The 19501-nt window shown below is 72.5% G+C and carries 16 protein-coding genes; 4 read left to right on the top strand and 12 right to left on the bottom strand.

The window, feature by feature from the left end; translation table 11 throughout:
• Positions 1-605 precede the first annotated feature (605 nt).
• Together ACFVGY_RS24245 and ACFVGY_RS24240 are read left to right on the top strand one after the other, a co-directional pair.
• A complete protein-coding gene (locus tag ACFVGY_RS24245) occupies positions 606-1094 on the top strand; it encodes a hypothetical protein (protein ID WP_385680675.1) in 489 nt (162 codons plus the stop codon).
• On the top strand, positions 1091-1420 hold the full coding sequence (locus ACFVGY_RS24240; protein ID WP_280920247.1) for a winged helix-turn-helix domain-containing protein: 330 nt from the start codon (positions 1091-1093) through the stop codon (positions 1418-1420). The genes ACFVGY_RS24245 and ACFVGY_RS24240 overlap by 4 nt, the downstream gene beginning before the upstream one ends.
• 131 nt (positions 1421-1551) lie before the next feature.
• Here the strand turns inward: ACFVGY_RS24240 and ACFVGY_RS24235 are convergent, their stop codons facing one another.
• From ACFVGY_RS24235 to ACFVGY_RS24180, 12 genes are all read right to left on the bottom strand, one after another.
• The gene (locus ACFVGY_RS24235; protein ID WP_385680673.1) at positions 1552-2493 is read right to left on the bottom strand and encodes a replication-relaxation family protein; all 942 of its coding nucleotides are present in this window, start codon (positions 2491-2493) and stop codon (positions 1552-1554) included.
• Between the two features lie 17 nt (positions 2494-2510).
• Positions 2511-4685 (bottom strand): ATP/GTP-binding protein, encoded by a 2175-nt coding sequence (locus tag ACFVGY_RS24230; RefSeq protein WP_385680671.1) that lies wholly within the window; start codon positions 4683-4685, stop codon positions 2511-2513.
• A complete protein-coding gene (locus ACFVGY_RS24225; RefSeq protein ID WP_385680669.1) occupies positions 4682-5143 on the bottom strand; it encodes a hypothetical protein in 462 nt (153 codons plus the stop codon). The genes ACFVGY_RS24230 and ACFVGY_RS24225 overlap by 4 nt, the downstream gene beginning before the upstream one ends.
• Positions 5144-5368: 225 nt before the next feature.
• Positions 5369-6526: a C40 family peptidase gene (locus ACFVGY_RS24220; protein WP_385680667.1), complete on the bottom strand. Its 1158-nt coding sequence runs from the start codon at positions 6524-6526 to the stop codon at positions 5369-5371.
• A complete protein-coding gene (locus ACFVGY_RS24215; RefSeq protein ID WP_385680665.1) occupies positions 6523-8940 on the bottom strand; it encodes a hypothetical protein in 2418 nt (805 codons plus the stop codon). The genes ACFVGY_RS24220 and ACFVGY_RS24215 overlap by 4 nt, the downstream gene beginning before the upstream one ends.
• A complete protein-coding gene (locus tag ACFVGY_RS24210) occupies positions 8937-11480 on the bottom strand; it encodes an ATP-binding protein (protein ID WP_385680664.1) in 2544 nt (847 codons plus the stop codon). Before ACFVGY_RS24210 ends, ACFVGY_RS24215 begins: the two co-directional genes overlap by 4 nt.
• Before the next feature lie 14 nt (positions 11481-11494).
• Entirely contained in the window at positions 11495-12133 is a 639-nt protein-coding gene (locus ACFVGY_RS24205; RefSeq protein WP_385680662.1) for a hypothetical protein, read from the bottom strand.
• The gene (locus ACFVGY_RS24200; protein ID WP_365195546.1) at positions 12130-12414 is read right to left on the bottom strand and encodes a hypothetical protein; all 285 of its coding nucleotides are present in this window, start codon (positions 12412-12414) and stop codon (positions 12130-12132) included. The genes ACFVGY_RS24205 and ACFVGY_RS24200 overlap by 4 nt, the downstream gene beginning before the upstream one ends.
• A gap of 16 nt (positions 12415-12430) precedes the next feature.
• A complete protein-coding gene (locus tag ACFVGY_RS24195; RefSeq protein ID WP_385680660.1) occupies positions 12431-13543 on the bottom strand; it encodes a conjugal transfer protein in 1113 nt (370 codons plus the stop codon).
• Positions 13540-13809, bottom strand: a complete 270-nt coding sequence (locus tag ACFVGY_RS24190; protein WP_385680658.1) for a hypothetical protein — start codon at positions 13807-13809, stop codon at positions 13540-13542. The genes ACFVGY_RS24195 and ACFVGY_RS24190 overlap by 4 nt, the downstream gene beginning before the upstream one ends.
• Positions 13810-13859: 50 nt before the next feature.
• Positions 13860-14753, bottom strand: a complete 894-nt coding sequence (locus tag ACFVGY_RS24185; RefSeq protein WP_385680656.1) for a hypothetical protein — start codon at positions 14751-14753, stop codon at positions 13860-13862.
• Positions 14754-15277: 524 nt separating this feature from the next.
• On the bottom strand, positions 15278-16918 hold the full coding sequence (locus ACFVGY_RS24180) for a DUF2637 domain-containing protein (protein ID WP_385680655.1): 1641 nt from the start codon (positions 16916-16918) through the stop codon (positions 15278-15280).
• 490 nt (positions 16919-17408) lie between these two features.
• On the opposite strand from ACFVGY_RS24180, the gene ACFVGY_RS24175 reads away from it, so the two are divergent.
• Both ACFVGY_RS24175 and ACFVGY_RS24170 read left to right on the top strand, forming a co-directional pair.
• Positions 17409-18344 carry a ParA family protein gene (locus tag ACFVGY_RS24175; protein WP_385680653.1) on the top strand — a complete coding sequence of 312 codons (936 nt, stop codon included), beginning with the start codon at positions 17409-17411 and terminating at the stop codon, positions 18342-18344.
• A complete protein-coding gene (locus ACFVGY_RS24170; RefSeq protein WP_385680652.1) occupies positions 18341-19375 on the top strand; it encodes a hypothetical protein in 1035 nt (344 codons plus the stop codon). Before ACFVGY_RS24175 ends, ACFVGY_RS24170 begins: the two co-directional genes overlap by 4 nt.
• Positions 19376-19501 lie beyond the last annotated feature (126 nt).

Here is a 19501-nt window from a genome sequence, read left to right as displayed (position 1 = left end):
GGGGGGGGGCCCCGCCGGCGGGCGGGGGGGGGGGGGGGGGGGGGGGGGGGGCGGGGCGGGGGGGGGGGGGGGGGCGGCGCCCGGGGGGGGCGGGGGGGGGGGGGGCCCCCCCCCCCCGCCACGGCCGGTCCAGCGCGGCCTGGGCGCTGGCGGGGGGTCCGGGGGGCTGGTCCCCCCGGGTATCGGGCCGTAGGTCCGATGTGGCCCAGGACTGCCGGGGCGGCAGGAGCAGAGGCTCCCCGTCCCTGCTGGCGGTTGTGGAGCGCGTGCGGCGGGCGGATGCACGGGCACCAACAGCGGGGGCAAGGGTTGGTGAGTCCTGCTCAGGTACACCGCATATAGAGGGCGCCGAAGCGAAATGGCATCTGACCTGCGTAAACGCCCTCCGCTGAAGGGTCTCTGACTGCATTACATGATGAAGCGAGAGACGTAGAGATGTGCTCACTGAGCACAGTGAGGTGTCTCTGGTTTCATCATTCTTCGATGTCCGAACTGCCCTAGAAACAACCGAGATCGGGGGACGCGCGCAGTGTTGTTCTGAGGAACAGTGTCGTGCAATGATCTTCGGATTACTGTTCCCGAGGGGAAAGGTGCGCCTCGCTGCCATGCCGGCACAACCCGCGCGCGTACGGCGCTTCGCCGACCGCGACACCGGCGTGATCCAGGAGCTCGAAGAACTGGACGCCGACTCACGGACGACCACCCCCTACAACTTCCCAGGAGGCTTCACTGCAGTAAGCAACCGAACCGGCCTTGCCATCCTGAGCAAGGAGTCCGGGCTGACGCCCGCGGACCGGGACGTGCTCGCTCTTCATGTGCACGGTCCCGAGAAGCGCGGAGACGTACTGCGCTGGCCCCGGCAGAAGATGGCCGACTACCTCGGCATCACGACCCGAACCGTGGCATCGTCGATCAAGAAGCTCACCAAGGGCGGATGGCTCTTCGAGGCCGAGCGACACGGGCGAACCATCTACTACCGGGCGACCGCACACCACGCCTCACGGGCGGGCGGTGAGCAGCAGCAGCAGGACGCTGCCTCGTACCGTTTGCCTGTACTCCCCGGAATGCCGGAGAAGGAAGGACGCACAGCATGAGCAGCTACCCGCTCGTCGGCGATGGGATCGACCCCGTCGTTCTGAGTCGGACTCTGTCCCTGCCGCATCCCCAGATGCGGGTGGTGGCGTTCTACCTGACCGCGCGGAAGGACCCGGAGTTCGACTACGGCGTGGTGATGACGGGGCAGGAGATCGCCGAGGCGATCGACATGAACCGCACCACGTTCAGCAAGCAGCTACCGGTGCTCACGAAGGCCGGCTGGCTGCGGGTGGCCCAGCGCCACGGCAACGTCACGTATTACGGTCTCGGCCCGGTGGCCGAGCCGGAGCGGAGCAACGTAGTGCCGCTCAGGCGCACAGCATGACGATGCTCACTGCACGACACGTTTCCCTCTGGGAAAGGTGATCGGCGCGGGACTTCATCACACTGTGCTCCACAGGAAAGATGCACGTTGAGAGGGGCGGGAGGCCAGGCTTCCCGCCCCTCTCGGCCTTCTCAGGCAGCAGCCGCCACTGGGCCCCTGATCCAGGCGTCCACGGGTTCCGCGGGGCCGAGGATCGGGGTGAAGACGGGCTCGAAAGGGCCGTGTGCGCGGAGCTGGTCCAGGGTGGTGACGGCGGCCCGCAGCGGGGTGGAGGCGAGCGCGGGGTCGCTGGCGGCGAGGCTGCGCAGGTCGGCGATCCGGCGGGCGAGGCGGTCCTCGGAGGCCCCGGCCAACACCAGAAGGAGCCGGGGGAAGGCGGGGTAGCGGTATCGCCAGGCCGGCATCGCGGCCTGGCGCCGGGGCCCGCGGGCTCCCTTGGCGGCCTGGGGCTGGGGTGCGTACTCGTGGTAAGCCGCGTAGGCGTGCAGCTTCTGCGCGAGGCGGGCGATCGTCATCTGGGTCCGGTCGACTTCCACGAAGAAGGTGAGCAGGGTGCGCTGCTTGCCGGCGGTGTGGACGTAGTTGAGGACGGCGTCCGGGACGAGGCACAGCTCCTCCCCCGGCCGGGCCTCGTCGCGGTAGTAGTGGGCGATCTCGGGTGACCAGTCCAGGGGCCCGCACTCGTGGCCCAGGCGGCGGGCGTGCTCGACGAAGGCCGCTCCGGTCTCGACGACGGCGAGGGTGTGTTCCTGCAGTGGGCCGAGGGCGGCCTCCTGGCTCATCCGGTAGGCGCGCGGCTGGAGCAGGCCGACGGCCTCGACGGACTGGGCTCCCTTCTCCGTGAGCCACCACAGCAGCTGGGTCTGGCCGGCGCTGCGTCGGCCGACGGCTTCGGCGAAGCCGGCCTGGCGGAGGGTGTGGAGCTGTCGGCGCAGGAACTCGGAGCGGGTGTGGTGCGGGGTGATGAGCCGGTGCAGCTGCATGGTGGAGACCAGGCGGTGCTGGTAGAGGACCTGGGCGGCCTGCTGGGCGACCTGGCCCAGCCCGGTGGGGGCGGAGTGCGGGTAGGGCATGAGGTTCTCGCCTTCTTCTAGTCGATGACGCTGGTGGGGTCGCCGGTGCTCGGACCGCCGGGGCGCCGCCCGGTGTGGTGGGCGACGACGACGGCGTCGAGCTCTTCGAGGTCGGCGAGGATGTCGCCGAGGGGACGGCGGTTGAGGTTGGTGTCGATCGCCTGGTCGAGGGCGGGGATGCCGGCCGGGTTCTCGTAGTGCGCGAAGATCTGGTCCACGGGCAGGCCGCGGACCCGGAAGGGTGTGGTGCGGGCGCCGTTGAGATTCACGGACATCACGTAGTGGTACTTCGGGAGCTCGGTGATCGTCTCCGGGCTGACGTGGCCGTTCCAGCGCTTGGCGACGAAGGCGGCCTCGTCGTAGTCCGCGGCACAGGTGCTCAGCCAGCTCTGGTTCTGCAGCAGGGCCTGGCGGGTGATGGCGGACAGGCGGAGCACCATCTGCGTCATGCCGATGAAGCGGACCTCGTACTTGCGCAGCTGCTCGGCGATGGCGGCGAGGAAGCCCTTGCTGCTGCTGTCGAGCGCGGTGAGCTCGTCGCCCCAGGCCCAGAACGTCTTCCTCTGCTCGCGCGGGGTGTCCTGCCGGGAGAGGCCGGCGCGGTGCAGGTCGTGGATGAGCAGGCAGCTGACGAGGGCGTCGCTCTCGCTGCCGGACGGGCAGACGAAGACGACCTTGCCGGTGTCCATCGCGTGGCGGACGTCGTACGCGGAGCGGGGGCTGCCGAAGAAGCCCTGGAGGCTCTGGCTGGTGTCGAGGCGGTCGATGGCATAGGTGACGGTGGGCACCGCGTCCGGGCCGAGCTTGGGGAAGGTCGTCTCCCAGTACGCGCGGACGCGGGCCGGGAGCTTGGGCAGGAGCCGCTCGCGCCAGTCCTCGTCGGTGAGCCAGGTGCGCAGCTGGAAGAGGGTGCACTGCGCTTCGGGGTGGCCGGCCTGGACGGCCTGGAGGTTGAGCAGGGCCAGGGCCTGGGAGGCCCGGGCCAGGATCGTGCGGGCGCGCGGGGCGTTGTCGCCCCAGTCCTGGGCTGCGGCGATGCCCTCGGTGACGGAGCGGACGATGTCCTGGACGTCGGATTGGGTTCGCCCCTCCATCGACAGGGGGTTCCAGGAGACGACGGGCTGGTCCGGGTCGGCCTTGGCGAGGTTGATTTCCCAGAGCCGGTCGAGAATGTCCGGGTGGGCGAGGTAGGGCTTGGCGCGGGCCCAGCCCTCGCCGTGCGGGTCGAGGAACCAGCAGCCGTAGCCCGAGTGCGCCATCGCGATGCACTGCACGAGGGCTTCCTCGGTCTTGCCGTGGCCGGCCTTGCCGAGCTGGAGGCCGAACAGGAGGTCCTGCACGCGTGCGGCGGCGATCCGCTCGCGGCCGTCGGGGTAGACGACGGCGCCGAGCGGGATGAGGTCGCGCTGACCGGTGTAGACGGGCAGGTCTGCCGGGGCCGGCGGGACCAGGCCGCCGGAGCGCACCACGCTGGAGGCGGTGCACTTCACCGTCGGGGGCTTGAGCCAGCCGGCCAGCTCGGGCACGGTCAGCCACTGCCGGCGGCGCGGTGCGAACTCGCCGGTCGCGAAGCGGCGCTCGAAGCGGCCGATGGACCAGCGCCGGGGCCGGTGGGTCTTGAGGTAGTTCTCCCCCGAGGTCATGGACAGCGCGGCGATCAGCTGGTGCATCCGGGCCAGGGCCAGCTGCGGGTGCGCGGCCTCGGTACGCAGCAGGATCTGTACCGCGAACACGGCGCCCGCGCCCGGTTCGAGCTTGCCGACGCCGTCGCGCAGGTCGGTCTGCCGCGGGATCCGCTCCGCGCGGTTGGAGGCCCCGGCGCCGCCGGACCAGGCAGAGGTCATCGAGCCCCAGAAGCCGCCTCCGCCGAGGCCGCCGGTGAGGCGCTCGCCGTACGCGGAGGGGCCCCGGCGGGCGGCCCGGGCCATCAGGCGCCGGCGGCGGCGGGCCAGGCGCTGCTCGGAGACCGGGACCAGGTCGAAGACGGCTTCGGCCTTCTCTCCGTCTTCGGTGCGGACGGAGGCCATGGCGGCGGCCAGCTGCTGGAGCGGGTCGGGGTTCAGGCCGAGGGAGGCGAGGGCCTTGTAGTCGGGCAGGCCCAGGGCGAGTTCGGCGCGCTGCACGTACCGGCGCGCGCTCGCCGGAGCGGCGGCTACTTGCGCCGGCTTGGCCAGGGAGATGACGGCGGTCACGGAGTTCCTCCCGGGCCGGTGAAGTGAACGGGGCGGATGTCGGCCTGGCCGTGCTGGGTGCGGACCTCGACCTCGGCGAAGCCGGGCATGTTCAGGACCGCGGCCGCGGCCGCCGGGCCCTCGATGTAGCAGCGCATCTTCCCCTCCACGGCGGTGTACCGCAGGCGTACCGCGGAGCCACGGGCCGGGACGCCGTCAGCCGCGTGGTGGACGCGGCCGAGCTGGCGGGCCCAGCGTCCGACTTCCCCTTCGCCGGGGTCGAAGGTGGCGGTCGGGATGACCTCGACCTGGACTCGGTCGGCGAGCGCTTCCCGGACGAGTGCCGCGCGCCGGATCGTCCACCACACCCACACCGCCGCCCCGAGCACGCCGAGGGCGACCAGGTACGGCGCGGCCGCGCTCAGGACGGCCTGGAGCTGGGCGAGGAGCTCGTCGACCGGGAGGTCCGGGAGGTTCATGTCGGCCGGCCAGGGGTCGGCCGGGGCGGGGCGGTGTGGTGCACGGTTCCTCCAGGGTGGTGGGAAGAAGCCCTTCACCTGGACCAAGTAAGAATTCGAGGCCGATCCAGACACCGCGCCCGAATGCTTTGCGATTCCTTGACGATTGGGGGTTGCTGGTGCCCGCGCTGACCGAGTTGACCGGTGCCCGCCCCGCGGACGTCCGGGCCGGGCACCGTCGTTTCATCAGACGACGCGCACGACCAGAAGGATCGGGCCCAACCTGTCCTGCTTGACGACCTCCACGACGCGGCCCGGTTTCGGCGCGTGCACCACGTACCCGTAGCCGATCGCCAGGGCGACGTGCTCGGGGCGGGAGGCGGAGCCGACGGCGAAGAGCAGGTCGCCCGGCTGGATCGCGTTCGTGGGGACTACGTGGCCGTCGTTGATCTGGGTGTAGGTGGTGCGGGTGATCTCCTTGCCGGCCACACCGTACGCGCGCTGGGTCAGGGAGGAGCAGTCGCACCGCTCCGAGGCGTTGGGGCCGTGGGGGTTGGTGCAGCTGCCGCCCCACTGGTACATGGTGCCGAGCTGGCCGAGCGCCCACCGGATCGCGGTCTGCACCTGCATCGGCGCGTTCGCCGGGATCTGGTAGCCCTCGGGCAGGGACCCGGGCGGGATGTTCCCGAAGTCGACGTTGCCGCCGCCTTGTCCGGCGCACCGTCCCGGGCCGAAGCCGCCGATGCCGGGCTGGCCCGGCATGGGGCCGGCGGGGGCGGCGCCGAGGGTGGGGGCGATGGCCTGCTGGAGGGCGGTCGCGAGCGGCTCGTGCTTGGCGTACGCGTCGGGGAATCCGGAGCGCTGGACCTTCTGCGCGGCCACGGTGACGGGCATCTGCTCCCAGTCCTTTATCTTCACCAGGCCGTCGTAGAACTTCCCGGAGGAGTAGACGGGGTCCATGATCTGCTCGCGGGTTCCCCAGCCCTGTGAGGGGCGCTGCTGGAACAGGCCGAGAGAGTCGCGGTCGCCGTGGTCGAGGTTGATCAGGGTGGACTCCTGGAGGGCGGTGGCGAGGGCGACGACCTGGCCGCGGGCCGGCACCCGCTTCTGGATGCCGGTCGCGACGATGACCTTGGCATTGGGGATCTGCTTCTTGGGCTCGGACAGGCCGGGCACGTTCACGTCGCCGCTGCCGGCGAGCATCTCCTTGACCTTGCGGGCTATCTCGGCTGTGTCCGGGTCGAGGCCAGGCTGCCCGCCGGCGGGGCAGCTGGCCGCCGCGGCGGCCTCGGCCTCGCTCTGGCCGAGGCCGGCCACGTGGGCGCCGACGGCGGCGAGCAGGACGAGCGCCAGGCCGAGCAGGCCGGCGAGGCCGGCCAGCCACCCCTTGAACTTCTTCTTCATGACCGGCGCTGCCGACGGCGACGCAGGTTCAGCTCCCGCTCCTCGTTACGGCTCAGGGTCGCGTCGCTGGGCCGCCGCGGGGTCGCGGCCGGAACCCGGCGCGTGCCGGGCTGGCGGGGGGTGCCACGGTCCAGGCGCTGGCGCAGCTGTTGCTGGCGCGGCGAGTTCGCGGGCTGGGTGGGGACCTGGTGGCGGGGCTGGTGACGCCTGGTGGCCTGCGCGTTGGGCTGGTTCGGTGTGGTGGGCGCCTGGCTGTTGCCGTTGGCCAGGTTGACCGCCGGGCCTCCCGGGAGCTGATTGGGAACGGTGACCGCCTGGCTGCTGGTGGCGAGGTTGTGCGCGGGGCCGCCGGGGAGCTGGTGGGCCGGGGAGCCGGGCGGCTGCGCGGGCGGGTTCTGCGGAGGGACAGGGGGTGTCTGGCCCGGCGTGCCGGCGTTACCCGGCTGGGGCTGGGGCTGGGGCTGGGGCTGGGGCTGGGGCTGGGGCTGGGGCTGGGGCTGGGGCTGGGGCTGGCCAGCGGGCCGGGCCGGACGGCGGCCGCCGCCGTTGCCGCCGGACTGGATGCGGTTCATCAGCGCGACGGTGCTGACGCTGGAGCTCGTGGCGTAGCCGAGGGCGGCGATCGGGTTGCCCGAGGCCACGGCGACGCCGACCATCGCGGTGCGGACCGCGCCGCGGGTGACCTTGCGCGCGATCGACTGGTTCTTTACCACCGGGGTGGAAGACGGGGCGAGTGCGCTGCCGTTGGTTCCGCCGATGCGGCCGGAGGACATCTTGTCGCGCCACTTGGCCGCTGCCTGCTTGGACTTGACGGTGAGGGCCTTGCGCTTCTTGATCGCGCCGATGCACACGATGTCCACGGCCAGGAAGCGCAGGGTGAGTTCGTTGCCCCAGTCCTGCTGCACGGGGTCGAGGACGGCCTGGACGATGAGGATGAGGACGGCGAGGCCGATGATGGACGCGAGGAGCTGCCCGAGGGAGTGCAGGACGGAGGCCGCCCAGTCCCACAGGTAGCCGCGGCCGGCGCCGGGCAGCAGGCCGGCCACGAGCGCCGGTTCGGCCCTTACGGCGTCCCAGGCGATGCGGCACTGCGCGACGAGGAAGCTGCCGGTGAGCCCGGCGATCAGCACGGTGACGATCAGCGCCGCGACGAGGAGGAAGATCGCGCCGCCTACCTTGTCCATCGAGGCGCGCTTGGCCGCCTGGACGTCGCCCTTGACGCAGTCCTTCTCGAACTGCTCCATGGGCGGGTTGCCGAAGTGGTCCAGGGCCCACTGCTTGGCCAGGGGCAGGGTCCATTCGGTGATCTGCGCGCCGGTGGGGTCGATCCAGGCCCGGTAGGAGTTGTACTTCTTCAGCGTCTCCATCTGCTTGTTCATCGCGCGGTCGTAGGCGAGCTGCGTGATCTTGGTGTCGGAGTACTTCTTCGCGCAGTCGCCTTCGAAGACCCGGCCGTACTGCAGGAGCATGGCCGGCTTGACGATGAAGGCGTCGGTGAGCGCGTTGGTCAGCGGGCGGGAGAGCGCGCGGCTGCTGGCGGAGTCTTCGTCGTCGGGGGCCTTCTCCTTCGGGCCGGGGTTGGCGTCGAGGATGATGTCGGCGACTTCGAGGGCCAGGCCGCGGGCGGCGGCGACGGCGCCGTCCTGCTCGCCGAGGAGGAGCTGCGGGGGCGAGGAGAGCAGGGTGGCGGTGAGCGCGGCGATCAGGAGGGACAGGGCGGCGTCGCCCCATCCCTTCGCCCGGTCTCCGAAGAAGATGCGGATGACCGCGATCAGCGCGCACACCGACAGGAACAGGGACGGCAGCCCCATCTGCAGGATGACCTGGGTGTGCAGGGAGTTGGCGACGGACAGGACCGGCGCCAGGAGCAGCTTGGCGAGGCCGAACCCCAGGGCCCAGACGATGAGCCAGCAGCAGAACGCGATGACCCACTTCGTGATCATGAAGGCGAGTTCGGTGATCAGGTTCTGGATCCCGAGGTCCCAGTCGGTCAGGCCCCCGGTGTCGCTCTTGACGGTGTAGGCGGAGATCGGCAGGTTCCGCTCGTCGGTGACGTTGAAGACTGCCAGGACGCCGCCCTCGTCGGGCAGGAGCGCGCGCAGGCGCTCCTCCTCCGCCTTGAGGTACGCCTCCTGCATGCTGTCGGAGAGCCGCTTGTTGAGGTCGGCGATGATCTTCTCGATCTCGGCGAGCTCCTCCGGGGTCGGTGTACGCGTCCCGGGCGGGTTCGGGGTGAGGGGGTTGCTCGTCGGGGGGCTGGTGGGCGTCGGGGTCGGGCTCGGCTCGGCGAGCGCCGGCAGCGAGGTGAGCATCGTGAAGGCGGTCGCGGCGAGCGCCGCCACGAGCAGGGCGAGGCGCAGTCGGGCGGTGCCGAGCAGGCGCAGCCGCTTGAACGGAGCGCGCGGGGTCCTCATGCCGCCGCCTGCTCGCTCGTCGGGGTGGTGTGGATGACGCGCTCGATGGCACGGTCGCGGGGGATGAGGACGCGCATGAGGCCGATGCGGCCGGCCAGGTCGCGGTAGAGGCACTCCCCCGCGCGGGCCCGGCGCTGGTCCTCGGGCAGGCCGAGCGGCGAGAGCCCACCGGTGACCAGGTCCAGCAGCTCGGTGTCGGTGGCGTCCACGCCGAGGAACTCCAGGGAGCGGGCGGCCAGGGTGCGGCTGGTCTGACGGAAAATGAAGCGGTGCGGGATGAGGCCGCGGACGATGACGCCCTTCTCGCTGTCGGACGGGCCGATGTCGTTGGCGTCGTGGCTGCCGACGTACGCGGCGGCGTTGCGCTTGCGGCCGTCGCGCAGCAGCTCCAGGAGCAGCTCCAGTCCCTCGTCCGAGCTCGTCAGCCACCAGCACTCGTCGAAGACGGTGACCGCGAACTCGTCCCTGCTGCGCATCGCGGTCTCGCGGGACACGGCGGCGATGAGGTACATCAGGGCCCGGCCCAGCACCTTCTCGAACTCCAGCCGCTGGACGCGGTGCTCGCTGGCGAGCTCGGACTTCTTGGGCAGCTGCAGCGCGCTGACGAGGAAGACCACGCTGTCGGCGCGCTGGGTGTCGACGACCGGCAGCGTCTCGTCGAACACCACCCGCGCGAGGTCCTTGCGCGCGACCGAGGCGAGCTTGCGGGCCAGGCCCTGCGCGGCCGCGTCACCGGCGCCGCGCGCGGTGAGCTCCTCCATCAGGGCGCGCATGGACGGCTCCGGCCGGGACAGGACGGCCTGGACCGCCTCCGACAGGGCCACGCCTTCAAGGTCCATCGGCCGCACCCCGAGCAGCAGGGTCAGGAAGGACTCGGTGAAGCGCGCCGCGACCTCGGGGCTGGATTCCCGGTACAGGCGGAGCGGATCGAGGGAGACCTCGGCGGTGTGGTCGATGCGGATCAGCTGGGTGGTGCCGGGGCAGGCCTTCGCGAACCGCGCCCATTCCTGGTCGGTGGTGCGGTCGACGATGACGGCGCGGCCGCGGGAGCCGGGGCGGCCGAGCTGGTGGCCGCGGGCGAGGACGTTGTAGACGGCTCCCTTCATGCCGACCGACTTGCCGGCGCCGAGCTCGCCGAGCCAGGCCATGGAGGCGGAGGCGTTCTCGCGGGGGCCGCGGGCGGGGTCGATCAGGACGGGGCGGGCGCCGCCGGAGGCGACCTGGAGGCCGTAGAGGCCGCCTCGCTCGTCGCCGAGCTGGGAGCCGCACCAGGGCATGGCCATCGCGAAGTCCCGCGCGAGGAGGATCTGCGCGTAGCCGGCCATGACGCGGGGGGTGCGGCAGCCGGGCAGCATCGCCTGCCACAGGTTGGCCTGCTCGCCTGCCGGGCGGGAGAAGGTGTAGTCGGTGGATCCGAAGTCGCTCGCGAGGGCGGCCGCTCGGTCCATGGCGTCGTCGGGGCTGTCGCCCCAGACGGCGAGGGTGACCATGGCGCGGATCTCCACCTCGCGCCGGTTCGCGGTCAGCCGCTCGTGATACTCCTCGTTGTCCTGCTGGTTGCGGGCGACGGCGGCGGGCGGGCCGGCCGGGTCGCCTTCGTACTCGGCGGCCTGGGCCTTGAGGTGGCGGGCGCGCTTGCGAACCTTGGGCTCGGCCTTCGAGCCGGGGACGATGACCAGGCGGGCGGTCCAGTCGACGGGGTAGGCCAGGTCGTCGAGCTGCTGGAGGTAGGCCGCGCCGGGGAGGGCGAAGGCCTCGGGCATCTCGGAGAGCGCCAGGAGGGCCTGGTAGGAGTCGCCCCACTCGGAGGAGACCTGGAGGAACCGCCGGGTGAAGGGGTTCGCCGGCAGCGCGGGCCCGCTGGTGAAGTCGATACCGCCCTCGCCGACGAGGATCTCCCCCAGCGCCGCGACGTTGCGGCCCCGGCCGTGGACCGGGGTCTCGGTGCCGTCCGGGAGGAACGGTTCGGCGAGCCCGCGGCGGGCCGAGTGGCCGTAGATCCACAGGATCTCCGCCTCGGACGCCGGCCTCATCGAGACCCCGGTGGGCCACTGGGCCTGGATCCGCTGGGCCTGCTCCAGGCGCCGGCGCACCTCGGCGTCGGTGACGACCGCGGGCATCAGCCCGAGCTGCAGGGAGACTTCCGCCCGCGCCGCCCGGAACGCGGAGAGCACCGCGTCCTTCTGGTTCAGCGGGGGCAGCGGGAGCGCGAGCCAGTCGGTGCGCCCGGTCAGCTCCATGTCCTCCAGCTGGTCCAGGACCGCGTGGCCGAGGCTCTCGTAGCGCGGCGCGCGCTCCAGGTCGATGTCGTCGACCATGGCGCGGACCACGGCGGTCGGGTCGATCTGCGGGCACAGGCTCATGAGCATCGGCTCGCCGGTCATCGCCTTGAACAGGCCCTCCAGGGCCTTGAGGCGGCGCTTCTTCACGACGGCGGGGGCGTGGGAGTAGTTGGTCGCGGCGACGCGCCAGACGGCCCAGACGGTGCCGTGGGTGGTGAAGATCAGGTTGTTCTGGACGTGCCGGATCGGCAGGCGCATCGTCAGGTCTCCAATCAGGTGCGGTTCGTGGGGGCGCGGCGGGCGAGCAGGGCCTGCACCCCCGAGGCCACCGGCGCGGCAGGTGCGGCGGACGTGGAAGGCCCGGCGGGTGTCGGCGGCTGGGCGGCGGGCGCCGGAGGCCGGTGGCGGGCCGGCCTGGGGCGGGGCTCGGGTGCGGGGGCGGCATCGCTCTGCGGGGCGCCGGCGGAGGGTTCCTCGGCGGGGAGGTGGATGCGGGTGTCTCCGCGGGTGGGCCGGGGCGTCCGGTAGGTACGGCCGCGGAGCTGGCCGCGCCTCGGCGCGGCCAGCATCAGGGCGATGCTCAGCAGGGCGGCCGCGGGGTTGCGGCCGTCGATGTGGAGGTGGCGCAGGACGAAGGCCACCACCGCGGGCAGCACCAGGAGGACCGCGACGTCGAGCCAGCCGTTGCCGCCCCAGACGGGGCGGGTCAGGATCAGGGCGGCGACGGTGGCGACGATCCCGGCGAGCTGGGTCAGGGTGTAGGGGCCGCCGGGCAGTCGGATCCCCCGGCCGCCGTTGACGTCCCGGATCACCCCGTGGACCAGCGGCGCGCGCCTGGCCTTGGTGTAGCAGCGGCCGATGAGCTCGAAGTCCAGCTCTCCCCCGCCGGTTCCGGTGGTGGCCTCGTTCACTGGTCGGTCCGTGCGGCGTTCGGGCCGGACTGGTACTGGACGATGTCCTCGGTCGTCTTGTTCTTGAGGGCGCCCATGTTGGCGGACAGGCCCCAGACGATCGCCGCGAAGATGACGGCCATGATCGTCGGGCCGGGTGCCTTCGTCTTCCAGCCGACGACCACGACGAAGATCCCGCACAGGGCCGGGATGGCGACGTCGAAGATCAGGGCCTTGATGTCGGTGCCGATCCCCGTGCCGGTCTGGATCCAGCCCGCGGCCAGCGTGACGGTCTCGTGCATGACAGTGCTCCTTCTTCTATGCGGTGGGGGTGGGTACCGGACCGGGGGCGCCGGAGGCAGCCGGGGCCGGAGTCTGTGAGGAGAGGGCCGGGGCGCCGTCGAGGCTGGCGATCTCCCAGCGGCCGGCGCGGGCCTTGAGGGTGAGGGCGTAGGTGAGCGGGAGGCGCACCCCGTCCTGACCGGTCGCCCGCAGGGTGACCAGCAGCCGCAGGGCGGTGCCGTCGCCGGGGACGGAGACGACCGGTTCGCCGCCGGTCTCGCCCTCGACCGCGAGCTGGTCGACCGCAACGCCGGAGTACGGGGCCGGGGACGGAGCCGTCAGGCGGGTGCCGGGGGCGAGGTAGCGGTCGAGCTCGGCGCCGCCCTTGGTGAGGTAGGCGGTCAGGAAGCTCGTGACGGCCTGAGTGCGCGGGTCGGTGGGCAGGGCCGGGCGCATCGCGCCGTAGACCAGCTCCGGGCCCTTGGCCCGCTCGGGGGCGGCGACCTCGGCCGGCAGCGCGAGCGCGGTGTACGCGGTCGCTCCCCCGGCGCCGGGCGCGGTGGCCACGGGCACCTGGAAGTAGCGCACCGCATCGGCCGCGGCCGCCGGACTCGGCGAGGCGCCCGGCTGCGTGGACGGGGTGGCCGTCGGCTGCGCGCCGGTGACGCGGGCCGCGACCGTCACCGACCAGACCGCGTTGTCGGTCTGGCGGAGCCGGACGACGGTCAGCTGCTCGCCCCGGTGCTGGCCGGAGACGCCATCGAGCTGCATGCTGGCCGCCGGCGGGTAGTAGGCGGCGAGCCGGGGCTCATCGCCGCGCCCGGCGGACAGGTAGGCGGCGACGAAGAGGGTCGCGAACCCGGATGCGCCCTGTCCGCCGCTCGCGGCCGGTGCGGACGGCGCGGTCTTCGGCGCCGGGGCCGCGGACGTGGCCGGGACGGAGAGGTAGGCGAGCGTGCCCATGAGCGGCCCGAGTGCGATCAGGCCCCAGACGAGCCAGCGCATCAGGGCCGCCGAGTTGGCCTGCGCTCCGGTCGACCAGCCGGCGACCCAACCGGCGTCCGGCTCGGTGCCGGTCTCCTGGACAGCCGGCGGCTGCGGGTCGGCCAGGGCGGCCTGCTTGCGGCGGCCGGTGAGGACGGGGCTCATGCCGTGCCTCCGGCCGAGCGCAGGGTGTGGCCGGCCAGCTCCGCGATCCGGCGCCGGAGTTCCGCTTCGGGCCGCCGGCTCAGTGCGGCGAGCGAGGCGAGGACGGGCTCGGCGTCCTCGTCGAGGAAGGCGCGGAGCTTCTCGTGGGTGCCGGTGTCGAAGGGGTGGGCGACGAGGGCGGCACCGAGGTGGATGAGCAGACGCTGGGCGCGGGTGACGCGCTCCTCGTCGGCGTCCAGCGACGTCGCGGCGGCGGATGTGGTCAAGGCGCATCTCCAAAGGGGGGAGCGGACGGTGGCCGGGGCGGTGGTCCCCTTCATGCCGCGGCCTCGGGCTGGAGGGATGCTGTGAGGCGGGCCAGGGCCCGCGAGCGCCGGCGCTGCCAGGCGCCGGCCGTGGTCCCGGCGCGGGCGGCGGCCTCGGCGTCCGGGAGGCCGCCGCTGACGTGGTGCCAGGCCAAGGCCTGCGCGTCCGCGGTCGACAGGGCGCCGTCGCGCACCGCGTCCAGGAGGAGCTCCAGGAGCTCCAGCCGGGCCGGTGCGCTCGCGGCGTCGTCGGCCGGGCCCGCGTGGAGGCCGGCTTCGGCGGCGGCCGCGCGCACGGTGCGGGCGCGGGCGATGTCGTACGGGCCCGGCGCCGGGTCGGCGATCTTCTCGGCGGCCCCGAGGTCCTCCCCCGCCGGCTCCTGCTCGGCGGCGAGCTCGGCCAGGACCCGGCGCAGGGTGTCGAGGGTGAGGTTGGCGGCGGGCCGGCCGGGGCGGAGGTGGATGCGGCCGGAGCGGGCGACTTCGTAGAGGGCGGCCACGGTCACGTGACCGACCGCGTCGCGGGTGCGGCCACCGGTCATACGGACCTGCCCGCGGGTGATGCGGAAGACGGCGGGGAGCATCGCCTGGACGACCACGCGACCGGCGAGCACGGCGGATCGGTCACGGCCGGCGGCTCGCTCCAAGAGGGCGCGCAGGACGGCATCGGTCAGCGAATCGGTCACGCCGTCGGCCGCCGGGCGGAGTGCGGCCAGGAGCTGCTCGGGCGTCCAGGCGCCGGCCCAGGAATCGGTCACGGCCGCGACCTCGTCGGTCAGTCGGCCATCGGTCACCCAGTCGGTCACCGCCTGGCGCAGGGCCGGGTCCGCGCACAGCGCGGCCCAGTCGGCGTCCAGCCGGTCGAAGTACCCGCCGCCGGCGGCGGGGTGCGAAGCGTCGTGCACGGCACGTCTCCTTTCGGATCTCGTGCCGTACACACTCCTCAGACCGGCTTGCCCGAAGGCTTGCCCACAGCCCTAAAAGCGCAGATGGGAGGCTTGCCCTCTAGCTGGGCAAGCCTCCCGTGACCGATTGGGCAAGCCTGGTGGGGGGTTGGGCAAGCCCCCTCGTGACCGGTCCATGCAACTGTGGGCAAGCCTGGCTGGGGGGTGGGCAAGCCTCGGGATTCCCGGGTGAAGGCTTGCCCAGAGGGCGGGTGCGAGGGCGCTGCGGAGGGGTGACCGATGGCCGCGGACCGGTCATGACCGGTGACCGATCGGGCCTCGATCGGTCACCGGTCACCGGTCACGGAATCGGTCACGAGCGGGCCCGGTCATCGGTCACGGGCCGGCCGTGGGCGGGTTCGTCCATCGGTCACAGCACCAGCTGCGCGATCGGTCACGCACCGGATCGGTCACGGCGGGACGACTGCGCGGGCCGACCGGGATCGGGAGCCGGTGACCGGTCACCGTGCCCGAAGCGGAATCGGTCAGCTGCTGCCGACAGAGCGGAGGTGCGCCCGGCCCTGCTGCCGACGCTGCTCCTCCAGGTGCTGCTTCGCTTCGAGCACGCGGCGCTGGCCCGTCTTCGGCGAGACCTCCAGGCGCCGGGCAACCTCAGCCCCCGACAGCCTCTTCCCGGCCTCCTCGGCCTCCATCAGCCAGGAAGCCACCAGCTCGACTTCGCGCTGGATCGGGTCCGCCTCGGCCGGCACCTCATCGGTCTGCTGGCGCGGCACCCGGGCGGTCGCCTCACCCGACACGGCCACCTCGGCCACCCAGTCCCGGCCCTCCGCCTCGGCCGGCGCCGAGAGGACGGGCTGCTCGAACGAACGGCCCGCGGGCACGGCCGGGCCCGCGTCGGTCACCGACGCCGTCGGCGCGGGAACCGCTCCGACGGGCAGCTGTACCGGCTCGGCCGACGGGTGCGACAGTGCGCGGACACTGCTCTGCTCCCCGAAGAAGGGGTGCGGCTCCCCCGCGCCGGGCTGCTCCTCGTACGCCGGAGCCGCAGCCGCCGGCGCTTCGGTCACCGGCTCCGCGACCGCCGGTACGGGAGCTGGCGGTACGGCCGCTTCGACATCTGCGGCCTGGAGCTCAGCGAGCACTGGCTCCAGCAGGGCATCGGGCAAAAGGCCACCGGTGTCCCGATCGGTCAGGCCGTAGTCCCGCGCCAGGAACGCCGCGAACTGCTCCGCGGACGGGACCACGCCGTACTGCCCGATGAAGTCCCGCCCGGCCTTCTGCAGGTCGACGACGGCAGGTTCGGGCACCGCCTCCGTGGCCTCCGCAGCCGCCTCCTCGGCATCGGCCGGAGATTCCGCTTCGGGGGTGGGGACCTCCTCGACGGCCGGCTGGGCGGCCGCAGGCAGCTCGGGCACATCTGCCGCTGCCGTCAACTCCGGCTCCTCCGCCGGCACGGGCGTGGGCTCGGGGCGCGAGAGCAGGACCGGGCTCAGGCCGGCTGCGGTCAGGCCGGCGGAGGCGGTCTGCGCGAGCGGTACGCCGATGCGGGCCAGGCGCAGCGGCATCAGCGCCTCCACCGGGGCCTTGCGCCGCCACGCCCGCCCGTAGCGGGCCTGGAGCCGCGCCTGGTAGATCAGCCGGTCCTGCTCCATGGCGACCGCCTGCTCGTACGAGCGCAGCTCCCACAGCTTCATCCGGCGCCACAGCTTGAAGGTCGGCACCGGCGACAGCAGCCAGCGGGTGAGGCGGACGCCCTCCATGTGCCGGTCGGCGGTGATGTCCGCGATCCTGCCGACCGCGTGGCGGGCCGCCTCCACCGTGACGACGAACAGCACGGGGATGACGGCGTGCATGCCCACACCGAGCGGGTCCGGCCAGGCGGCCGCGCCGTTGAACGCGATCGTCGCGGCGGTGAGCAGCCACGCGGTCTGGCGCAGGAGGGGGAAGGGGATGCGGATCCAGGTCAGCAGGAGGTCGAGCGCCAGGAGGACGCAGATGCCGGCGTCGATGCCGATGGGGAACACCAGGGAGAAGTCGCCGAAGCCCTTCTTCAGGGCGAGCTCGCGCACGGCGGCGTACGAGCCGGCGAAGCCGATGCCCGCGATGAGGACGGCGCCGGCCACCACGACCGCGATCAGGATGCGGTGCGTCCTGGTCAGTTCCATCGGCTTTGCCGTCTTCCCCGCGGTCACTGGTGCCGCCCCTCCCACATCAGAACTTCATCCCCTGAGCAGCTTTCACACTCTCACGGGGCGCCGACGGTTGGCCCGGTTCCGGCGCCAGACCAGCGAGATCGTCTGCGAAAAGTGATCACCATCGGTCCGCAGGGGGAAGCGGGGGTGGCTCCGAGGGCGCTCGCGGGGATTCGACTGGCCGGGCGGAGGGGAACGGCGCGGCGGCCCAGGGGCGGGGCGGATGGCCCCACACTGCTCGACACGCTCGATGTGGCGGAGATCACCAGAGGGTCCGCCGAGCCTGGCTGATGATCAACGGGTGTCCTCCCCTGCGACGTTGACGTCAGCGGCCAACGGCGTGGACTCCCCAATTGGGGAGCTCCCCCGGCAACAGCGGGTCAGCACCCACCCCATGTGTCAGGATGCGTGCTGCCGCGCCGCCCCGGGACGCGGTCCCCGTAGGCACAGGAGGGCGCGCCAGATGCTCAATGACGATGTGGACCTCGTCGAACCTCCCCAGAACTCGGAAGTCATCGGGACGGGCAAAGGCGGCGTCGGTAAGAGCACCGTCGCCTCGCACCTCGCTGCGCACGCCGCGGCGCAGGGCGAGCGGACACTCCTCGTCTGCGTCACCAGTCAGGACGACGACGACCTCGGCGTGAAGAAGCACAGCCGGGGCCGGCAGCCCGACGGCCCGAGCGTCCTGGACGGCATGGGCCTGTACCGGGCGATCCACGAACGCTCCCCTCTCCGACCGGTCCAGGACGTCCGCCCCAACCTGGACGTCGTCCCCGGCGGCGAGGCCGTCGGCGAACTCATCCCGCTGCTGATGGCGCGGCTCATGGGGCCTGAGGGCGTAGGCGTCGTTCTCTCCCTGGCTCGCGCGATCCAGCCGATCGCGCCCTTCTACGACCGCATCATCTTCGACTCCGCGCCGGAGAACGACTCGCTGGAGCAGCTCGCCCTGGCATCCGGCCGGCACCTGTTCGTCCCGACCCGCTCCGACGACTCGTCCATCAACGGCATGAAGCGCATCGCCAAGAACTTCAAGAGCGTGCGCCGCCAGCTCAACCCCTGGCTCACCGTGGCCGGCGCCTTCCTCTACGCCTCCAACCCCAGCGCCACGCAACTCCACGAAGAGGTCAAGGGCGACATTCGGGAGACGCTCGGCGAAGGAACGCCGATCCTGTCCACCGTCGTCGGATACCGGGAGAAGCCCGCGCGCAACGCCCGCAAGAAGGGCCTGCTGTTCTCCGAGTACGCCGAGCTGCTCCCGACGAGCGCCAAGAGCTACGACGTCGCAGCCGGCCGCGCGACGGTCGCGGACGTGGTGCCGGATGCCATCGTCGGACTGACCGCGGACATGCGGGCCCTGACCACGGAGATCTTCGACTACAGCAGGAAGGCATCAGGATGACCGGCGGACTCTTCGACGACGAGCCCACCAACGCGCCCATCGGCAAGGGCCTCATGGGAACCGGCGTCGGCCTGGCGATAGAGGACGTCCAGGTCGTCGTCAAACCGCTTCCCGGCACGACGCTCGACACCATCCCCGCCCCGTACGCGGCAGCCGGGCAGGGCGCGCTGTCTCCGCAGGAGCAGGCGGACCTGGAGGCCTGCAAGGCTGGCATGAACAACCTCCACAACGCGTTCTGGATCGCGGGGAAGTCGCTGGAGACGATGAAGTCGGGCAACCTGCAGCGCCAGGAGCACCCGAACTTCGCCGAGTTCGTCTGGGAGAACTGGGAGGTCTCCGAGTCCCAGATGCACCGGCTCACCGAGGCGTGGCGGATCGGCGAGTCCCTCGCGAAGCTCGGGTACAAGCCCCGCGAGTCCCAGGTGCGGGAGCTGACCGGCATCGCGAAGGAGTCCGGCGACCAGAAGGCCGTCGTCGTCTACGACAGCGTCGCCCGGAACGTGAAGCGCGTGACGGCAGCGGTACTGGCGGGCGTCGTCGAGCAGCTGCCGCCGCTCAACACCTCGTCCATAAGCGAGATCATGGCCATGGTCACCGCGATCCTGACCACGCCCGAACAGCGGACGAGCCCCGAGGCCTTGTCTCCCGCGCCTGCGCCTCAGGCCGGCCTGGGAGGCGCCGCGACGACGGAGCCCCCCGCGGACGCTGGCCAGGAAGAGGGTGTAGGTGCTGCTGCTCCGGCGGCCTCCTCGGCGGCTTCCCCTGTGGAATCCCCCGCGGGCTCCGGTGAGGCCCCGGCCCCCGCGGATCCGGCGCCACAGCCGGCGGCCGCGCCCAATCCGATGGAAGACGCGGACATCATGAAGCTGGTCGCCGTGGCCAACCTTCTGGAGAAGGCGGCCCGAACGGTCAGCGCTCCGGCGGTACGCCGGGCGACTGGCAAGTTCCCGGAGCTGACCGATTCGCTGATCACGAAGATCCGTGCCAACGGCGAGGCCGTAGGACGCGCACTCGGCTCTCCGCAGCAGTAGACACCAGGGTCCGAACCGTTTCGGCCCGGGCCGCCAGACGCGAAGGGGGGGGGCCCCCGAGGGGGGCCCCCCGCCCGGGCGCGCCCCCCAACATCCGGGGGCCCGGGGGGGGGGGGTGGGGGGTGT

The organism is Streptomyces sp. NPDC127106, from assembly GCF_042677605.1.
Classification (GTDB): Bacteria; Actinomycetota; Actinomycetes; order Streptomycetales; family Streptomycetaceae; genus Streptomyces.
This window is presented reverse-complemented; position numbering and strand designations above follow the sequence as displayed.

Excerpts from the sequence above, each read along its gene's own strand:
- ACFVGY_RS24245 (WP_385680675.1), top strand. The coding sequence starts at position 606 with ATGCCGGCACAACCCGCGCGCGTACGGCGCTTCGCCGACCGCGACACC.
- ACFVGY_RS24240 (WP_280920247.1), top strand. The coding sequence starts at position 1,091 with ATGAGCAGCTACCCGCTCGTCGGCGATGGGATCGACCCCGTCGTTCTG.
- ACFVGY_RS24235 (WP_385680673.1), bottom strand. The coding sequence starts at position 2,493 with ATGCCCTACCCGCACTCCGCCCCCACCGGGCTGGGCCAGGTCGCCCAG.
- ACFVGY_RS24225 (WP_385680669.1), bottom strand. The coding sequence starts at position 5,143 with ATGAACCTCCCGGACCTCCCGGTCGACGAGCTCCTCGCCCAGCTCCAG.
- ACFVGY_RS24220 (WP_385680667.1), bottom strand. The coding sequence starts at position 6,526 with ATGAAGAAGAAGTTCAAGGGGTGGCTGGCCGGCCTCGCCGGCCTGCTC.
- ACFVGY_RS24215 (WP_385680665.1), bottom strand. The coding sequence starts at position 8,940 with ATGAGGACCCCGCGCGCTCCGTTCAAGCGGCTGCGCCTGCTCGGCACC.
- ACFVGY_RS24210 (WP_385680664.1), bottom strand. The coding sequence starts at position 11,480 with ATGCGCCTGCCGATCCGGCACGTCCAGAACAACCTGATCTTCACCACC.
- ACFVGY_RS24200 (WP_365195546.1), bottom strand. The coding sequence starts at position 12,414 with ATGCACGAGACCGTCACGCTGGCCGCGGGCTGGATCCAGACCGGCACG.
- ACFVGY_RS24195 (WP_385680660.1), bottom strand. The coding sequence starts at position 13,543 with ATGAGCCCCGTCCTCACCGGCCGCCGCAAGCAGGCCGCCCTGGCCGAC.
- ACFVGY_RS24180 (WP_385680655.1), bottom strand. The coding sequence starts at position 16,918 with ATGGAACTGACCAGGACGCACCGCATCCTGATCGCGGTCGTGGTGGCC.
- ACFVGY_RS24175 (WP_385680653.1), top strand. The coding sequence starts at position 17,409 with ATGCTCAATGACGATGTGGACCTCGTCGAACCTCCCCAGAACTCGGAA.
- ACFVGY_RS24170 (WP_385680652.1), top strand. The coding sequence starts at position 18,341 with ATGACCGGCGGACTCTTCGACGACGAGCCCACCAACGCGCCCATCGGC.